This is a genomic window from Streptomyces sp. NBC_00878 (genome assembly GCF_026341515.1).
Lineage (GTDB): Bacteria > Actinomycetota > Actinomycetes > Streptomycetales > Streptomycetaceae > Streptomyces.
In genome coordinates, this window is the sequence record NZ_JAPEOK010000001.1 from 8,785,010 (window position 1) to 8,801,835 (window position 16,826).

17 protein-coding genes are annotated in these 16,826 nt (G+C 70.5%); 11 read left to right on the forward strand and 6 right to left on the reverse strand.

What is annotated here, in order from left to right:
* Positions 1-138: 138 nt before the first annotated feature.
* The 4 genes from OHA11_RS38145 to OHA11_RS38160 all read left to right on the forward strand — a co-directional run bounded on the left by OHA11_RS38145 (position 139) and on the right by OHA11_RS38160 (position 4,202).
* Entirely contained in the window at positions 139-1,089 is a 951-nt protein-coding gene (locus OHA11_RS38145; RefSeq protein WP_266504195.1) for a hypothetical protein, read from the forward strand.
* 35 nt (positions 1,090-1,124) lie between these two features.
* Entirely contained in the window at positions 1,125-2,696 is a 1,572-nt protein-coding gene (locus OHA11_RS38150; RefSeq protein ID WP_266504197.1) for an APC family permease, read from the forward strand.
* 116 nt (positions 2,697-2,812) lie between these two features.
* The gene (locus OHA11_RS38155; protein WP_323186728.1) at positions 2,813-3,550 is read left to right on the forward strand and encodes a molybdopterin-dependent oxidoreductase; all 738 of its coding nucleotides are present in this window, start codon (positions 2,813-2,815) and stop codon (positions 3,548-3,550) included.
* A complete protein-coding gene (locus OHA11_RS38160) occupies positions 3,537-4,202 on the forward strand; it encodes a cytochrome b/b6 domain-containing protein (RefSeq protein WP_266504199.1) in 666 nt (221 codons plus the stop codon). The genes OHA11_RS38155 and OHA11_RS38160 overlap by 14 nt, the downstream gene beginning before the upstream one ends.
* A gap of 173 nt (positions 4,203-4,375) precedes the next feature.
* On the opposite strand, the gene OHA11_RS38165 is transcribed toward OHA11_RS38160, so the two are convergent.
* The 4 genes from OHA11_RS38165 to OHA11_RS38180 all read right to left on the reverse strand — a co-directional run bounded on the left by OHA11_RS38165 (position 4,376) and on the right by OHA11_RS38180 (position 8,325).
* Positions 4,376-5,416, reverse strand: coding sequence for an L-idonate 5-dehydrogenase (locus OHA11_RS38165; protein ID WP_266504202.1), 1,041 nt, complete (start codon positions 5,414-5,416; stop codon positions 4,376-4,378).
* A 68-nt stretch (positions 5,417-5,484) separates the two neighbouring features.
* On the reverse strand, positions 5,485-6,243 hold the full coding sequence (locus OHA11_RS38170) for an SDR family oxidoreductase (RefSeq protein ID WP_266504204.1): 759 nt from the start codon (positions 6,241-6,243) through the stop codon (positions 5,485-5,487).
* A gap of 25 nt (positions 6,244-6,268) precedes the next feature.
* Complete coding sequence (locus tag OHA11_RS38175; RefSeq protein ID WP_266504207.1) at positions 6,269-7,666, reverse strand: gluconate:H+ symporter; 1,398 nt, start codon at positions 7,664-7,666, stop codon at positions 6,269-6,271.
* A gap of 131 nt (positions 7,667-7,797) precedes the next feature.
* Positions 7,798-8,325, reverse strand: a complete 528-nt coding sequence (locus OHA11_RS38180) for a gluconokinase (protein WP_266504210.1) — start codon at positions 8,323-8,325, stop codon at positions 7,798-7,800.
* 129 nt (positions 8,326-8,454) lie between these two features.
* On the opposite strand from OHA11_RS38180, the gene OHA11_RS38185 reads away from it, so the two are divergent.
* On the forward strand, positions 8,455-9,162 hold the full coding sequence (locus OHA11_RS38185; RefSeq protein WP_266504213.1) for a FadR/GntR family transcriptional regulator: 708 nt from the start codon (positions 8,455-8,457) through the stop codon (positions 9,160-9,162).
* Between the two features lie 182 nt (positions 9,163-9,344).
* Here the strand turns inward: OHA11_RS38185 and OHA11_RS38190 are convergent, their stop codons facing one another.
* Positions 9,345-9,548 carry an Arc family DNA-binding protein gene (locus OHA11_RS38190; protein ID WP_266504215.1) on the reverse strand — a complete coding sequence of 68 codons (204 nt, stop codon included), beginning with the start codon at positions 9,546-9,548 and terminating at the stop codon, positions 9,345-9,347.
* A gap of 28 nt (positions 9,549-9,576) precedes the next feature.
* Here OHA11_RS38190 and OHA11_RS38195 point away from each other — a divergent pair, with 28 nt between their 5' ends.
* Entirely contained in the window at positions 9,577-10,866 is a 1,290-nt protein-coding gene (locus OHA11_RS38195; protein WP_266504217.1) for a transposase, read from the forward strand.
* Here OHA11_RS38195 and OHA11_RS38200 read toward each other — a convergent pair.
* Positions 10,863-11,282 (reverse strand): YchJ family protein, encoded by a 420-nt coding sequence (locus OHA11_RS38200; RefSeq protein WP_266504218.1) that lies wholly within the window; start codon positions 11,280-11,282, stop codon positions 10,863-10,865. The genes OHA11_RS38195 and OHA11_RS38200 overlap by 4 nt on opposite strands.
* 374 nt (positions 11,283-11,656) lie before the next feature.
* Between OHA11_RS38200 and OHA11_RS38205 the strand changes: the two genes are divergently transcribed.
* The 5 genes from OHA11_RS38205 (at position 11,657) to OHA11_RS38225 (ending at position 16,753) form a co-directional block, all read left to right on the forward strand.
* Positions 11,657-13,522 carry a phage tail sheath C-terminal domain-containing protein gene (locus OHA11_RS38205; RefSeq protein WP_266504221.1) on the forward strand — a complete coding sequence of 622 codons (1,866 nt, stop codon included), beginning with the start codon at positions 11,657-11,659 and terminating at the stop codon, positions 13,520-13,522.
* Positions 13,523-13,578: 56 nt separating this feature from the next.
* Positions 13,579-14,103 (forward strand): phage tail protein, encoded by a 525-nt coding sequence (locus tag OHA11_RS38210; RefSeq protein WP_055614510.1) that lies wholly within the window; start codon positions 13,579-13,581, stop codon positions 14,101-14,103.
* Positions 14,104-14,169: 66 nt separating this feature from the next.
* On the forward strand, positions 14,170-14,898 hold the full coding sequence (locus OHA11_RS38215; RefSeq protein WP_266504225.1) for a hypothetical protein: 729 nt from the start codon (positions 14,170-14,172) through the stop codon (positions 14,896-14,898).
* 19 nt (positions 14,899-14,917) lie between these two features.
* Positions 14,918-15,667 carry a hypothetical protein gene (locus OHA11_RS38220; RefSeq protein WP_266504227.1) on the forward strand — a complete coding sequence of 250 codons (750 nt, stop codon included), beginning with the start codon at positions 14,918-14,920 and terminating at the stop codon, positions 15,665-15,667.
* 96 nt (positions 15,668-15,763) lie between these two features.
* Positions 15,764-16,753, forward strand: coding sequence for a DUF4255 domain-containing protein (locus OHA11_RS38225; protein WP_266504228.1), 990 nt, complete (start codon positions 15,764-15,766; stop codon positions 16,751-16,753).
* Positions 16,754-16,826: the final 73 nt, after the last annotated feature.

The following is a 16,826-nucleotide window of genomic DNA, read 5'->3' on the forward strand; positions in this document are numbered from 1 at the left end:
CGGCCGGGCTTGACGTGAACCATTGGCTGGGGGTTTTCTGTCCGTAATCAGGCCCTGACGGACTTCAATCACCGGTGAATGTCAACCGGTTGCACAAAATGCCCACTGAAAAACCGCGTCGTGTGAGGAAGTTCCGCGGTGTCCCCACCCCCGCCACCCCTGGGTCGCGGCCGCAAGCGCGCGGCCCAGGCATTCGACGCCGCGCTCGACGACGCCGAACTCGTCGCTGCCCGTGCCGCGTTGGCCCAGGGGCGGTGGACGGCCGTACGCGGCCTGCTCGTCGCGACCGGCGACGACTGGGACCGCCGCGGGCATCGCGTCACCGCTCTCGCGCAGGAGACGAGTACGTTCGCCTGGGCCAGTGACTGGCTGGTCGCCGAGCCCGAGTCCGGCGATGCCTCCGTGCTGCTCGCCCTTGCCTCCGTGCAGCGTGCCCTGAACGGCAAGGACAAGCCCGACCGGGCGCGCGAGGCCTGCCGTACCGCCGCCGCGCTGCTGCCCGCCGACCCCACGCCCTGGCTCGGGCTGCTGATGCTGGAGCGCGTGCTCGGCGTCGAGCAGGACGTGGTCCAGCTCTTCGACGAGGTGCGTCACCGGTACCCCGACCATCACCACGCCCACCATCTGATGGTCGCGCGGCTCGCCGAGCGGCGGCCGGAGGCCGGGCAGGACCCGCTGCACGAGGTCTACGACTTCGCGACCTGGTCGGCCGAACAGGCCCCCGCCGACTCGCCGTTGGCCATCCTCCCCGTCGTCGCCCATGCCGAGCGCTATCGCGTCCTGGCCGCCGCGGGCGCTGAGCCCGCCGACCCCGTGGCCTCCGGACACTGGGTGGGCCGACGGGCCCGCCAGGTGATGAAGGCGGCCTTCGACTGGTGGCTGGAGTGGGAGCGCGACGACCATCCGCGCAGCCAGATCGACCTCAACTTCCTTGCCCACGCCAAGTTCTGCGAGGGCCGGGGCGCCGAAGCGGCCGCGCTCTTCCACCGCATCGGACCGCACGCCACCCCGGTGCCGTGGTCGTACCCCGACCGTGACCCGCACAAAGCCTTCCGTGCCGCGCGCGACAGTGTGCTCGGCGCGGTCTGAACGACACCCCGGCAATCCGAAAGGACATCCCCGCCATGACGACGGGCCGTTCGAATACCTCGAGTGCGACGAGCACGAGCAGACAGACCGCCGCCGACAGCGGCATCAGCACCTTCAAGGGCCAGGACCGGGCCCTGCGCTCCGACCGCCTCGGTACGGGGGGCCTGCTGCTCTCCGTCCTTGCGGCCACCGCCCCGCTCATGGTGGTCGCCGGTGTCATGCCCACCACATTCGCGGTGATGGGCATCGTCGGCCAGCCGTTGCTCTTCGTCCTCCTCGGCATCGTGCTCGTCCTCTTCAGCGTCGGGTACGCCGAGATGAGCCGCCACGTCCACAACGCGGGCGCCTTCTACGCGTACATCTCCCGAGGCCTCGGCGGCACCGCGGGCTCGGGCGCCGCGGCGGTCGCGCTCGTCGCGTACAGCGCGCTGCAGATCGGCATCTACGGCATCTTCGGCTTCGAGGTGTCCGGCCTGTGCGCCACCTACCTCGACACCGAAGTCGCCTGGTGGATACCGGCGTTGGCGGCGGCGCTGGCCGTCGGCGGGCTCGGCTGGCTGAAGATCGACGTGAACGCGCGCGTGCTCGGTGTGCTGCTGGTCATCGAGGTCGCGCTCGTCGTCATCTTCGACATCGCGGCCGTCGCCGACCCCGCCAAGGAGGGCCTGTCGCTGCACGCCTTCAACCCCGACACCCTCACCGGCGCGGGCGTCAGCACCGCGCTGTGCTTCTGCATCGCCGCCTTCACCGGCTTCGAACAGGCCCCGGTGTACGCGGAGGAGACCAGCCGCCCGCACGTCCTGGTCCCGCGCGTGATGTTCCTCGCGATCGGCTTCGTCGCCGTCTTCTTCGCGATCAGCTCCTGGGCGCTGACCGTCGCCGCCGGGCCCGCGGGAATCGTGGGCGCCGCACAGAAGCAGAGCGCGGGGCTGCTGTTCTTCCTCACCGAGGAGCGGCTCGGCGGGACGTTCACGGACGTGCTCCATGTGCTGTTCGTGACCGGCATGTTCGCGGCGCTGCTCAGCTTCCACAACGTCGTGGCGCGGTACGCCTTCGCCATGGGCCGGGAGGGCCTGCTGCCCTCCGTCTTCGGCCGGACCACGGGCGCCAGCGGCGCGCCGGGCACGGGATCCCTGCTGCAGACGGTCATCGCCGTGGTGGTCGTCGCCGCGTTCGCCGTCGCCGACGACAAGCCGACCGGCGACCCGACCGCGCCCGTGCTGCAGCTGTTCACCTGGATGGGCAACATCGGCGCCCTCGGCGTCACCCTGCTGATGGCCGTGGCCTCGCTCTCCGTCGTCGTGTTCTTCACCCGCCGGGGCGCCGCGGGGGCCCAGGCCTGGCGCCTCGCGGCCTCGGTGGCCGCCGGTGTCTCGCTGCTCGTCATCGCCGGCTACACCGTCAAGGACTTCGACGTCCTCGTGGGCGCGGGCCCCGACTCCTCGCTGAGCTGGGTGCTGCCCGGCATCATCGTGCTGGCCGCCGTGACGGGCGTCCTCCAGGGCCTCTTCCTGCGCGCCCGCAAGCCCGAGGCGCACGCCAGGATCGGGCTCGGCAACGAGGCGTTCCAGCTGGAGAAGGCGGCCGAGGCCGACGCCGACGCGTGAGCGGCCCCTGTCCGCGGGAGCTCCGATTCTGAGTAAGCCGTAAGAAGTGGTTACGGAAGTCTGACGGGCACCCTTGACCTCTGGCCTAAGGGGGCCGGGGGTGTTCGAATCAATAAGTGAACACGGAACAACCGACCGCGTCGGATCCGGAGGGGAGCGGCACCCCTGTGGGGCGGCGGCTCATGCTTGGGATGCTCGGACTGGGAGCACTGGGCGTGGCCGCCGCCCCCACCCTCCAGCGCGGCCTGGAGTCCTTCCTCGGCGGCGCCGCGGACAAGGACCCGACCGGCCTGACCGGCCTCCTCCCCAACGGCGGCGGCTTCCGCTACTACTCGGTCGCCTCGTCCGTCCCGCGCAAGAACGACGACACCTACCGCCTCAAGATCGACGGTCTGGTCGACCACCCTGCCACGTACACGCTGGCCGACCTGCGCGCGCTGCCGCAGACCCGGATGGTCCGCGACGTCCAGTGCGTCACGGGGTGGAGAGTGCCCGACACGCCCTTCGAAGGGGTACGGCTGTCCCAGCTGCTGGATGCGGCGGGGGTGCGGTCCTCTGCCGGGGCCGTGCGGTTCACATGCTTCGACGGTGCGTACTCGGAGAGCCTGACCCTGGCCCAGGCCCGCCGCGCCGATGTCCTCGTGGCTCTGCGTATGCAGGACAAGGATCTGAACCACTCCCACGGTGGTCCGGTCCGTCTCTATGTCGCTCCCATGTACTTCTACAAGTCCGCGAAGTGGCTCTCCGGCATCACCCTCACCTCGGACGTCCGCCCCGGCTACTGGGAGGACCGGGGGTACGACGTGGACGCGTGGGTCGGCCGATCGAACGGACGGGACGATGACGCGACCTGAGACCGAGGCCCCGGGCGCGCCCGACCGGGCGGCGAACACCGGGGACCGCTTCGCGAGTGCGGTGCGGGTGCGGCGGTTCTCGCCCGCCGAGCGGTGGGTGCACCGGGCGACGGCGGTGCTGATGGGGCTGTGCGTGGCGACCGCGGCCTGTCTCTACCTGCCCGAGTTCGCCGAACTCGTCGGCCGGCGCGAGCTGGTGGTGCGGGTGCACGAGTGGTCGGGGCTGTTGCTGCCGGTGCCCGTCCTGGCCGGGCTCGTCTCGCGGGCCTTCCGGAAGGACCTGCGGCTGCTCAATCGCTTCGGGGCGCACGATCGGGTGTGGCTGCGGTCGGCGCTGCGGCGTGACGCCCGGCCCGAGTCCCGGCCGTCCGGGAAGTTCAACGCCGGGCAGAAGGTGTACGCGGCGTGGATCGCCGGGGCGGTTCTGGTCATGCTGGGCACGGGGTTGCTGATGTGGTTCACGCATCTTGCCCCGCTCGTGTGGCGTACGAGCGCGACCTTTGTGCATGACTGGCTCGCCCTGACGATTGGCATCGTCCTTGCGGGGCACATCGGGATGGCCCTGGCCCGTCCGGAGGCTCGGCGGGGGCTCCGGACGGGGGCGGTCAGTCGGGAGTGGGCCGAGCGGGAGCATCCGCTGTGGCGGCCGTAGCCTCCGGCGGTTAGGGAGGGTGACTGTTGCTTGTCGGCTGCGGGTTGCCTGTGGCTGGTCGCGCCCCCGATGGGGGCCCCCGCTCGAGCGAAGCCGAGAGTGGGGAGGAGCCGCAGAATGTCACAGCCACGCGCCCCTGAAGGGGGCGCCCCCTCCGGGTGAGTTGGCAGCCGTCAGGCGTACTTTTCGGTCTCCCCGAAGTCCAGCAGCACCTTGCAGGACTCCGCGCGGTTTGCCGCCAGGGTGAAGGCCGATTCCGCGTCGGTGAGGGGGATCACCGCGCTGACCAGGTTGTCGAAACGTGGCTCCCGGGCCAGGAGGGCGAGTGCGTCGTCGAACTCCTCGTCGAAGCGGAAGGCTCCTCGGAGTTCGATCTCGCGGCTGACGACGAGGTTGCCGGCGAAGGGGGACTGGCCCGGAGGCAGCATGCCGAGTTGGACCACGACGCCGCCACGGCGTACGAGGCGGAGGCAGGTGTCGAGGCCCGCGGCGACGCCCGAGGCCTCGATGGCCGTGTCCACCTCGGAGGGCCAGGCGGGAGAGGACGGGTCGTCCGCCCGTACGGTGTCGTCCGCGCCCGCCGCCACCGCGTACTCCAGTGCGCGCGGGAGCAGGTCCGTGACCGTGACCCGTGTGGCACCCGCCGCCTTCGCCGCCGCGACGATCAGGCAGCCGATGGGTCCGGCACCGGTGACGAGGACGTGTTCGCCGGTCACGTCGCCGGCTCGTCGTACCGCGTGCAGTGCGACCGACAGGGGCTCGGCCAACGCCGCCCGGCGGAGGGGAAGTCCGGCGGGGATTGTTCGCAACTGTTCGGCGGGGACTACCACTTGAGCCGCGAAGCCGCCCTGGACGTGCGGCGAGCGGGCCGCGCTGCCGAGGTAGCGGGTGTCACGGCACACGTTCCGGCGGCCGTCGGAACACTCCGGGCACACCCCGCAGGGGGTCGCGGGGTGCACGGCGACGGCCGTACCGGGGACGGGACCTGACGTGGCGTCACCGTACTGAAGTACCGTCCCGACCACCTCGTGGCCGAGGACCATCGGCTCGCGGAGGCGGAAGTCGCCCACGCCGCCGTGCCGCCAGTAGTGCAGGTCGGACCCGCACACTCCGCCGTACCGGACGGCGACGAGGGCCTCGCCGGGGCCGGGGGAGGGGACCGGGAGTTCGTCCACGCGCAGGTCGTCCTGGCCGTGGATCACGCAACCGAGCATCAGTACACACCCTTTCGGAGAACTCAGAGAGCTCAGAGGACTCAGAGGACTTAGAGAACTTAGAGAACTTAGAGAACGCTGGTCATGCCGCCGTCGACGTACAGCATCTGTCCGCTGACGAAGTCCGCGGCGGGAGAGGCGAGGAACAGCACCCCGCCGATCAGGTCGTCCGTACGGCCCCAGCGGCCGGCCGGGGTCCGTCGGCGGACCCAGGCGCTGAACTCCGCGTCGTCGACGAGGGGTTGGGTCAGCTCGGTCTCGATGTAGCCGGGGCCGAGGCCGTTGACCTGTACCCCGTGCGGTCCCCAGTCGGCGCACATGCCCTTGGTGAGCATCTTCAGCGCGCCCTTGGTGGCGGCGTACGGCGCGATCCCGGGCCGTACCACCTCGCTCTGCAGGGAGCAGATGTTGACGATCTTGCCGTGGCCGCGCGCGGTCATGCCCCGGGCGGCCTCCCGGCCGACGAGGAAGGCGCTGGTGAGGTTGGTGTCGAGGATGCGGTGCCAGTCGGCGTCCGTGAACTCCAGGAGCGGAGCCCGCAGTTGCATCCCGGCGTTGTTGACGAGGATGTCCAGCGGGCCCACCCGCGCCTCGACGTCGGCTATTCCGGCGGCCACCGACGGGCCGTCCGTGACGTCGAAGGCGGCCGTGTGGACCTCGCCGGGCAGTTCCGCGGCGGCCTTGGTGAGCCGGTCGGTGTCGCGGCCGTTCAGGACCACGGTGCAGCCGGCCTCCGCGAGGCCCCGGGCCAGTGCGAGGCCGATGCCGCGGCTGGAACCGGTGACCAGCGCCGTCCGGCCGCTGATGTCGAAGAGAGGGTGAGTCATCGTCGTACTACTCCCGGGGAACGAGCTAGATCACTAGGGACAGGAGGAGGACCAGAGCGCCGGCGACCACCGAAATGATGGTCTCCATGACCGACCAGGTCTTGATCGTCTGGCCGACGCTGAGGCCGAAGTACTCCTTGACCAGCCAGAACCCGGCGTCGTTCACGTGAGAGAAGAACAGTGAACCGGCGCCGATGGCCAGCACGAGCAGCGAGGCGTGCGTGGTCGACATGTCGGCCGCGAGCGGGGCCACGAGACCGGCTGCCGAGATGGTGGCGACGGTCGCGGAACCGGTCGCGAGCCGGATCGCCACCGCTATCAGCCAGGCGAGCAGCAGCGCGGGTATCGACCAGTCCTCGGATATGTCCAGGATCATCTGGCCCACACCGGAGTCGATCAGCGTCTGCTTGAAGCCGCCGCCCGCGCCGACGATCAGCAGGATGCCCGCGATCGGGGCGAGGGACTTCTCGACGGTCGAGGAGATCCGGTCCTTGGTGAAACCGGCCGCCCGGCCGAGGGTGAAGATGGCGACCAGCACGGCCGCGAGCAGGGCGATCAGCGGCGAGCCGATCACGTCGAAGACGCGCTGCACCATGTGCGCGGGGTCGTCGATGACGATGTCCACCAGCGCCTTGGCCAGCATCAGCACGACCGGCAGCAGCACGGTGGCGAGGGTGACGCCGAAGCCGGGGCGCTTCTCCAGGTCCTCGGAGGCGCGTTGGGGAATCATTTTCTCCGGCGCCGGGACGTCCACCCAGCGGGCCGCGTACTTGGAGAAGAGCGGGCCCGCGATGATCACCGTCGGGATGGCGACCAGGATGCCGAGGGCGAGGGTGACACCGAGGTTCGCCTTGACCGCGTCGATCGCGACCAGCGGGCCGGGGTGCGGCGGGATCAGCCCGTGCATCACGGACAGACCGGCGAGCGCCGGGATGCCGATGCGCATCAGCGAGTAGTTGCCCCGCTTGGCCACCATCAGGACGACCGGGATCAGCAGCACGATCCCGACCTCGAAGAACAGCGGCAGCCCGATCACCGAGGCGATCAGCACCATCGCCCACGGCATCGCCCGGCCGCCCGCCTTGGCGAGGATCGTGTCGACGATCTGGTCGGCCCCGCCCGAGTCCGCGAGCAGCTTGCCGAGTATCGCGCCGAGCGCGATCAGCACGCCCACGCCCGCCACGGTCGAACCGAGACCGGCCGAGAAGCTGGTGATCGCCTTGTCGAGCGGCGCCCCGGCGAAGGCGCCGAGCGCCAGCGACCCGATGGTCAGCGCGAGGAAGGCATGGAGCTTGAACTTGGTGATGAGCAGGACGATGACGGCGATGCCTGCCAGTACGGCGATGCCCAGCTGAGCATGGCCCGCCGAGGTGATCGGCTCGACGGGGTCCGCTGCCAGCATCTCGACGCTGAGTCTGGTCACGGTGGCTTTCCTTGGGTGGGAGCGGGGAGGTCTGTGGGGGTTGAGCGGGGGACTGGGGTTGCGAAGGGGGCTGTGGGTGGTGCCTGTCGGACTGCGGGGTTACCGGTCGGCGGGACTACCGGTCGGCGGGACTACCGTTCCGCGGTGGCTTCCCGGTCGAGGTCGCTCAGCGCGGTCATCGCCCGGTCGGTGATCTCCTCGGGGCTGCCGATGACGTCCACGGCGACACCCGTCTCGTCCGCCTGGAGCGGTTGGAGGGTGGCGAACTGGGAGTCGAGGAGTGCCGTCGGCATGAAGTGGCCCTGGCGGTGTGCCATCCGGTCCTCGATGAGTTCGCGGTCACCGGTGAGGTGGACGAAGACGACCCCGGGAGCGGCCGCCCTGAGCCGGTCCCGGTAAGCGCGCTTCAGCGCGGAGCTGCTGACCACCCCGCCGAGTCCGGCCCGCCCGTGCGCCCAGGCGCCGATGGCGTCGAGCCAGGGCCCGCGGTCCTCGTCGGTCAGCGGTGTCCCGGCCGTCATCTTGGCGATGTTGGCCTCGGGGTGGAAGTCGTCGCCCTCGGCGTACGGAACGCCGAGCCGCTGGGCGAGCAGGGGACCGATGGTGGTCTTGCCGGTGCCCGCCACTCCCATGACCACGACGACGTGGGGGGTGCTCATCACTGCCTCGCTGTCTTCTTCGGCCGCATCCGTCACGACACTGAAACCCATAGGTCTGATGAATTCAAGAGTCTGTGACGCATAAGTCTGACTTTTTGTTCCGGCTGTCCGCCTCGTAGGCTGAGCCTCATGAGCACATCGGGCCGGGGGCTGCACGGCCGTGTACTGGAGAGCCTCGGTCCCGCCATCACCGCGGGTGAGTACCCCCCGGGGAGCGTGCTGCGGACCGACGAACTGGCACAGCGTTTTGAAGTGTCACGCTCCGTGATGCGCGAGGCCGTCCGGGTCCTGGAGTCGATGCACCTGGTCGAGTCCCGCCGCCGGGTGGGTGTGACCGTACGTCCCGCGTACGAGTGGAATGTCTACGATCCCCAGGTCATCCGGTGGCGTCTGGCGGGCGTCGACCGGCCGCGCCAGCTGCGCTCCCTGACCGTGCTGCGCTGTGCTGTCGAACCGGTCGCCGCCGGCCTGGCCGCCAAGCACGCGACGGCCGAGCAGTGCGCCGAGCTCACCGAGTGCGCCCTCGGCATGGTGGCCAACTCGCGCGGCCACAAGCTGGAGGGGTATCTCGTCCACGACGTGGCCTTCCACCGGATCGTGCTGAACGCGTCCGGCAACGAGATGTTCGCCCGCCTCGGCGACGTGGTCGCCGAGGTCCTCGCGGGCCGCACTCATCACCAGGTCATGTTCGAGGACCCCGACCCGGCCGCCGTCACCCTGCACGTCCAGGTCGCGGAGGCCATCCGCGCGGGCGACGCGGTCCGCGCGGAAGAGCTGACCCGGGAGATCGTGGTGGGCGCGCTCCAGGAGCTGGACGTTCTGAGCCCGGAGCCCTGAGCCATCAGCTGTGAACACCCCCTGAACTCCTGGGCGATGTAACGGAGTTGTTCGCCCGCTGGTCTGTTGTTGCTGGTCGCGCCCGCGCGGCGGAGCCGCGTACGTGCACAGCCCCGCCCCCCTCAGGGGGGCTACTCGCCGATGTCGCCGTCCACCTTGTTTCGGGCAGGGTGCCCGGTCCTTCAGGGCTGGGGTGAATGCCCGCTCCCGCGTAGCGGGGCAGGGGTAGCCGAATCGCCTTCAGGGCGATTCGGCGTCTTGCCCAGGGTGACGGCGCGTCGCACGACAGCGACCAGCCAGGAGTTGAGGGAGCGGTCGTCGGCGTCGGCGGCGGCTCGTGCCTGTTCGTGCAGATCGTCGGGGAGTCTGAGGTTCACATGCTTCATGGGACCATTCTTGATCTAGAATGGTCCCATGGCAAGGTTCCGCATGTACCCGACGCCGCAGCAGGCGGAGCAGATGCTCCAGCACTGCGCGCATGCCCGGTACGTGTGGAACCTGGCGGTTGAGCAGCACGCGCACTGGCAGCCCGGCCGGAAGTCCGCGCCGGGGTTCGCTGAGCAGTGCCGCCAGCTCACCGAGGCCCGGCGGGAGAACGAGTGGCTGCGCGGGGGAAACGCTGATGTGCAGCAGCAGGCGCTGAAGGACTTCGCCAAGGCCAAGAACGCCCGGTTCAACTGCGGCTTCGGCGAGCCGACCTGGCGGAGGAAGTTCCGGCACGAGGGCTTCCGCGTCATCGGCACCGACCGGGTTGCCGAGTCCAACGACGACGGCACCGCGAAGGTCAACCCGAAGACCGGCAAGCAGGTCATGGGCCGGTTGGTGGTGGTGCAGAGACTCAACCGCCGGTGGGCGCAGGTCAAGGTGCCCGGCTGCGGCTGGGTCCGCTTCCGCCTCACCCGCCCCGGCCTGCCTGGGGCGAAGACCTTCCGGGTCACCTTCCGCAACGGTCAGTGGCATGCCGCATTCGCCGTCATCCCCGAGCCGATCGGTGCACCGGGCACCGGCGAGGTCATCGGTATCGACCGTGGCGTGACGATCACCGCCGCTCTGTCGGACGGGCGGAAGCTGAACTGCCCGCAGCTCACGGTCAAGGAGCGGGCACAGATCCGCAAGCACCAGCGGCGGGCGGACCGCGCCCCGAAGGGCAGCGAGCGGAAGACGGCCGAGTACGCCAAGGTAGCCAAACTGAAAGCCCGCGAGGCCAGCCGGCGCAAGGACTGGTGCGAGAAGACTTCGACGATGCTCGCCCGCACCTGTGACCTGGTGCGGTTCGAGAAGCTGAACATCAAGAACATGACCCGCTCGGCGAAGGGCACCAGGGAGGAGCCGGGCAAGCGGGTGCGGCAGAAGGCCGGGCTGAACCGGGCGATCCTCGCCCAGGGCTGGGGCCTGCTCCGGCAGCGCACCGAGCACAAGGCTCCCGGGCGGGTCGAGGACGTGCCCGCCCCTTGCACCAGCTTGCGGTGCAGTGCCTGCGGATGGATCGACAAGAACTCGCGCAAGAGCCAAGCCGAGTTCGTCTGTTCCTTCTGTGGTTTCACCTGCAACGCGGACAGCAACGCAGCAGTCAACGTCGCGGCAGGACAGGGCGGGATTCTCCGCCCCCGGCGCTCAGCCGGTGCCGGAGGGGTGACAACGGCCACCAGCCGTTCGAGTGCCCGTGAACCTCAACCCAACTGGGTTGGAATCCCCCTCTTTTAAGAGGGGGAGGATGTCAAGTACACCCACGCCCCGCCGACCCGCTCGAACCGACTCCGTTCGTGCAGCGAGCCCCCGGCGTACGACGCCCGGAACGTCACGGTCCCGGTGCTGTGGAAGGCTGTCCCCTCGCCCGTACCGAGGATCTCCAGACCGGTCCACCGCATGCCCGGGTCGAACTCGACGCGGGCCGGCCGCGTGCGCGGATGCCAGGTCCGCAGCAGGTATGCCTCGTCGCGCTTCACGAATGCGCAGTAGCGCGAGCGCATCAGTGCCTCGGCGGTGGGGGCCGTGCCCTCACCCCCATGGAATCGGCCACAGCACCTTTCGTACGTCTCCGCAAGACCGCAAGGGCACGAGGGGTTGTGCGCGGGAGTGGAATGGCGCTGGTTGCGGGATTGCGGCGTGCGTCGGGGCATGTGTTCCATTCTGCTGCACCACGGCCTGTGGGGGATCCGTGAATCAGCTGCCCCGACACGAGTACATCGTGTGCAAGCTGTGCGCCGTGCTCTTCATCGAACCTCCTCCACGGGTGGCGTGAACATGCCTTGCATGCGCAACTGCCGACACAGCACGGTGGATTGAGCACTTGAGCATCAGGAGTCACAAGCGTGAGCTGCTTGACCCCGGACGGCCGTCCGACCGGGGCACTGACGGGGGAAGCTGATGCGGTGCCGCGGTCCGGTGCGCTCGTGCGCGTCCGGAGGCCTCCGCGCGCCGTGAGTTGAGACGTCTCCCTCTGCCGCCTCTTGGTGCCCTTCACCCGGTGCCCGAGAACGGATTAGGAGGGGGAATGCCGATGAGCGCGGTGAACACTGCCAGGCCGACGTATCCCGGCGTCTACGTCGAAGAGCTTCCCAGCAGCGCCCGGACCATCTCGACCGTCACCACCTCGGTGACCGCCTTCGTGGGGCACACCCGGCGCGGCCCGCTGAACGAGCCGGTGCGCGTCACGAGCTTCACCGAGTTCGAGCGCCGCTTCGGCGGCCTCAGCTCGCAGAGCGCCGTCGGCTACGCCGTGCACCAGTTCTTCGGCAACGGCGGCACGGTCGCCGTGATCGTCCGCGTCGCCAAGGCGGGCAGCGGCAAGGCCGCCTGCGTCACCCTGGAGTCCACCGAGGGCCACAGCGAGTCCGCCGTCCTCGAAGTACACGCCAAGGAACCGGGCGTGTGGGGCAACGGCCTGCGCGTCGCCGTCGACTACGACACACCCTGCCCGGACGAGACGTTCAACCTGCGGGTGTACGACGCCAAGGGCGAGGCCCGCGAGAGCTTCACCGGTCTGTCCATGGACGCCTCGCACGGCCGGTACGCGCCGACCGTGATCAACGCGGGCTCGCGGCTCATCCGCGTCGAGGCCGTGGGCGAGGGCCGCCCCGACCCGTCCGGCACCGTCTCCAAGCCGTTCGGGCACGAACTGCCCGATCTCGCCGTCGACCTGACCGTCAAGATCGGCGAGGTCGAGCGCGAGTTCACGCTGTACGACCCCGACTGCGACGGCGAAGCCCCGTCCAACGTGGCCGAGTTGGCCCTGCTGCTCGAACGCAAGCTCCGGGCCCTGCCCGACGCGCCGGGCAAGCACGCCTTCGCTGGCGCCGAGGTCACCGTCTTCGGCAAGCGCCTCCAGGTCGTCGCGGGCTCCACCGACCCCGAGGACGTCGTCCGCTTCGTCGGCGAATGCGCCAACAACCTGGGGCTGGAAGCCTCCGTCAACCCGCCCGTCTTCCCGCTGGAGGGCGGCGAGGACGGCGAAGCGCCCGGACCGCGCGACCTCATCGGCAGCGAGGCCGACAAGACCGGCATCCAGGCGCTGCGCGGCGTCGCGGACGTCAACCTGCTCGTCCTGCCCGAACTCGCGGCGTACGAGTCCACCGAGGACGCCATCACGGTCGTATCGGCGGCCCAGCGGCTCTGCCAGGAGCGGCGGATCTTCCTTCTCGTGGACGCGCCGGGCACCTGGGTCAGCGTGGACACCGCCCGCGCCGGACTCGCGGCCTTCGACGCCGTACGCGGCAACCACGCGGGCCTGTACTTCCCGCACCTCCAGCTCACCGACCCGCTCACCGGGCGGCTGCGCTCCTTCCCGCCCTCCGGCGCGGTCGCCGGGGTCTACGCGCGCACAGACTCCGAGCGCGGGGTGTGGAAGGCGCCGGCCGGCACCGAGGCACGGCTCGCGGGCGTGCACTCGCTCACGGTCAACCTCACCGACCGCGAGACCGGACTGCTCAACCCGCTCGGCGTCAACTGCCTGCGCACCATGCCGATGGTGGGCCCGCTCGTCTGGGGCGCGCGCACCCTGGAGGGCTCCGACGCGCTCGACAGCGAGTGGAAGTACGTACCCGTGCGGCGGCTCGCGCTGCACGTGGAGGAGAGCCTCCAACGCGGCCTGCAGTGGGTCGTGTTCGAGCCCAACGACGAGAACCTGTGGCAGCAGATCCGCCTCGGCGCCTCCTCGTACCTGCACACGCTGTTCCGTCAGGGCGCCTTCAAGGGCGGCACGCCGCGCGAGGCGTACTTCGTCAAGTGCGACCACGACACCACGACGGACGAGGACATCGCGAACGGCGTCGTGAACGTCCTGGTCGGCATCGCGCCGGTCAGGCCCGCCGAGTTCGTGATCGTCAGGATCCAGCAGACGTCCGGGCAGTTCGAGCTCTGAGTTCGAGTTCTGAGTTCGAGTTCTGAGATCGACGACGGAGAACGTGAAGGAAACCGATGGCTGAGTTCACTGTCAACGCCCAGCGCTTCGACCCGTACAAGAACTTCAAGTTCCTCGTGCTGTGGGACGGTCGTACGGTCGCGGGCATCAGCAAGATCAGTCCGCTGAAGCGGACCACCGAGGTCGTCAAGCACCGGCACGGCGGCGACCCCAGCTCTCCGCGCAAGTCGCCGGGGCGCTCGGAGTTCGAGGGCATCACCCTGGAGCGCGGGGTCACGCACGACCCCGAGTTCGACCGCTGGGCCAACAAGGTCTGGCAGGTCGGGGCCGGTCTCGGCTCCGAGGTGTCCCTCGCCGACTTCCGCAAGGACATCGTCATCCAGGTCCTCAACGAGGCCGGTCAGGTCGCCGTCTCGCACAAGCTCTACCGGACCTGGCCGAGCGAGTACCAGGTCCTCGGCGAACTGGACGCCAACGCCAACGCGGTGGCCATCCAGTCGCTGAAGCTGGAGTGCGAGGGCTGGGAGCGGGACTACGAGGTGCCCGAGCCGGAGGAGCCCTCGTTCCTCAACCCCGCCTGAACGGTGAAGAGTTGAACGGCAGACGGGCCGCGGGGGCAGCGGGGCGGGTACGGAACGGGGGCGGGCATGACGAACACTCGGGCGGCTGAACTTCTCACCACCTGGGAGGCGGGGCTTGCCCAGACTCCGTCCGGACGCGCCCTGTTGCTGCACCGCGCCGCCCGCCCCGGCACCGGCGGCGAGACGCTGACCGCGCTGCCGGTGGGCGAGCGGGAGTCGGACCTCTTCGCGCTGCGCCGGGCCCTGTTCGGCGAGCAGATGCAGGTGCGCCTCGCCTGCACGGCCTGCGGCGAGGACATGGAATTCGACCTCGACGCGGGGGAGTTGGCCCGGTCGACGGGCGCTCCCGCCGAGCCATCGGTACGCGTTGCCGAGGACGGCTGGGAGATCGAACTCCGGGTGCCGAGCGTCGCCGACCTGACGGCGGCAGCCCGGCACCCGGATCCCCGGCGGGCGCTGCTCGCCCGCTGTGTCGTCTCGGCGGTGCGCGACGGGGCGGACGTCCCCGCCGACGCGTTGCCCGAGACGGTGCGGCGCCGGCTCGCCGAGGCGGCCCAGCAGGCCGACCCGGGCGCCGACGTCACGCTCAACGTCAACTGCCCCGAGTGCGGAGCGGCCACCCGCGCCGAACTCGACATCGCCTCCTACCTGTGGACCGAACTGGACGCCTGGGCACGGGACGTGCTCCTCGACGTCCACCTGCTCGCCACCGCCTACGGCTGGAGCGAGCCGGAGATCCTGGCGCTCAGCCCGCTGCGGCGCCGCTACTACCTGGAGCTGTGTGCGGATGTCTGACTCCGTCGGAGGACACCCCGTGAAAGAGGGGGACGTGGGGGAGTCCCGGGCGCCCGACTTCTTCGACCGGCTCATCGCCCGGCACGCCCCGGCCGCCGCGCCCCGCTCCGGCGTGGCACGGGTACGGCCGCGGCTCGCCGGGCCCTTCGAGCGGGTCGAGGCGGTACGGGCCGGAACCCAGGAGCCGGACGCGGTGGAGCCGCTGTGGCCCACCTCCGCCCAATCACCCACGTCCGACGGCGACTTGGCACGCCCGGCCGTCCGCGAGGTCCAGCTCCGCACGGAGCGCGAGCGGACCGTCGTACGGGCCGAGCGGGCGCCGTCGGACGAGCCCGCGCCCCGGCCCGCGCGAGACCTGACCGAGGCGCCGCTGCTCAGGCCCGCGGTGCCGGTGGCGCCGGGGCCGCGGCCCGTTCCCGACACCACGCGACGCACCTCGGGACGCGGCGAGCCGGAGCGGCCCTCCTCCCCGAGCGCGGTGTCCACGCCCTTCCCCTCGGGTGCGGCCACTGCTTCCCCCGCCGCCATGTCCGCCGCGCTGCGACCCAGTTCAGCGGACACGGCGGCGGCCCGGGACGCCGTACGGCAGGCAGCGGGCCGACGGTCGGGGCGCGGGGGCGAGCAGGTGGTGCAGGTGCAGATCGGGCGGCTCGAAGTGACGGCGGCGGGACCGGCGACGGCGGGTGGCGGGAGCCGGGGCCGCGCTGCCCCTGCGCGGCAGGGGGCGACGGTGACCCTGGCGGAGTACCTGGCGAGGGGGCGCGAGTGAGCAGCGTACGACGCGAGACGAACACCGCCGCCGGAGTATCAGGGGCGGCCATGGCGGGACTGAGGACGGACCTAGTGGGACTGAGGAACTGACGTCATGAGCAACGCACTTGCCATCGCCCACGTCACCCAGGCCCTCGCCCTGCTGATCGAGGCCAACCTTCAACCCGAGATCGACATGGCCGTCAAGGTCGAGCCGCGCAAGCCGTCGGCGGACCCGCCGGCCGAGCCCACGATCACCGTGTTCCTGTACCAGGTCACGCCCAACACCTCGCAGCGGAACAACGACCTGCCGACGCGCGCGTCCGACGGCACCCTGCTCAAGCGGGCCGCCGCGGCACTGGACCTGCACTTCCTGATCAGCGCCTACGGCGAGGAGACGGAACTGGTCGGGCAGCGGCTGATCGGTTCCGTGGTCCGGACGCTGCACGAGATACCCGTCCTGCCGAAGGACATCATCGAACTGGCCGGGGAGAAGCCCTACTTGGCGGACAGTGACCTGGCCGAGGCGGCGCAGCGGGTGCGGTTCACACCGACGGTGATGGACATCGACGAGACCTCGAAGCTGTGGGGGATGCTCCACCAGACCCCGTACACGCTGTCGGTGGTGTATCAGGCGGCTCTCGTCCTCATCGAGGGGCGTGAGGTGCCGGTACCGGCGAAGCCGGTGGAGCGGAGTTCAGTGCGGGTGCTGCCGTTCGGGGCACCTGGGGCACCCGGGGCACCGGGGGCGCCTGGGGCGCCGGTTCCGGCGGGTGCGTCCGCGGAAGGTGGGGCTTCCGGCGAGGCGGATACGGGGGCTGCCGCCAAAACGCCCGCCAAGCCGGAGGCCAAAGCGGGAGCCAAAGCGGGAGCCAAGCCTGCGGCGAAGGTCGCGGCCACGGTGCCGACGAAGACTCCCGCGAAGGCGCCGGTGAAGGCCGCTGCCAAGGCGCCGGCCCGTACCCGCAAGGAGGCGCAGCCCAACAAGGCTGCCCAGTCGGGCAAGTCGGCCCAGCCCGGCAAGTCGGCGCGCGGCGCGGCCAAGAGCACGGGAGCCGCGCCCTCCTCGACGGCCGGCGACGGCCCCGAGCGTACGGAGAACTGAGGCGGCGTGGGAACGACGGGGGCAGGTGAGGACATGGGGACGTACGACACGGGCGCGGCGAACGCGACGGCCG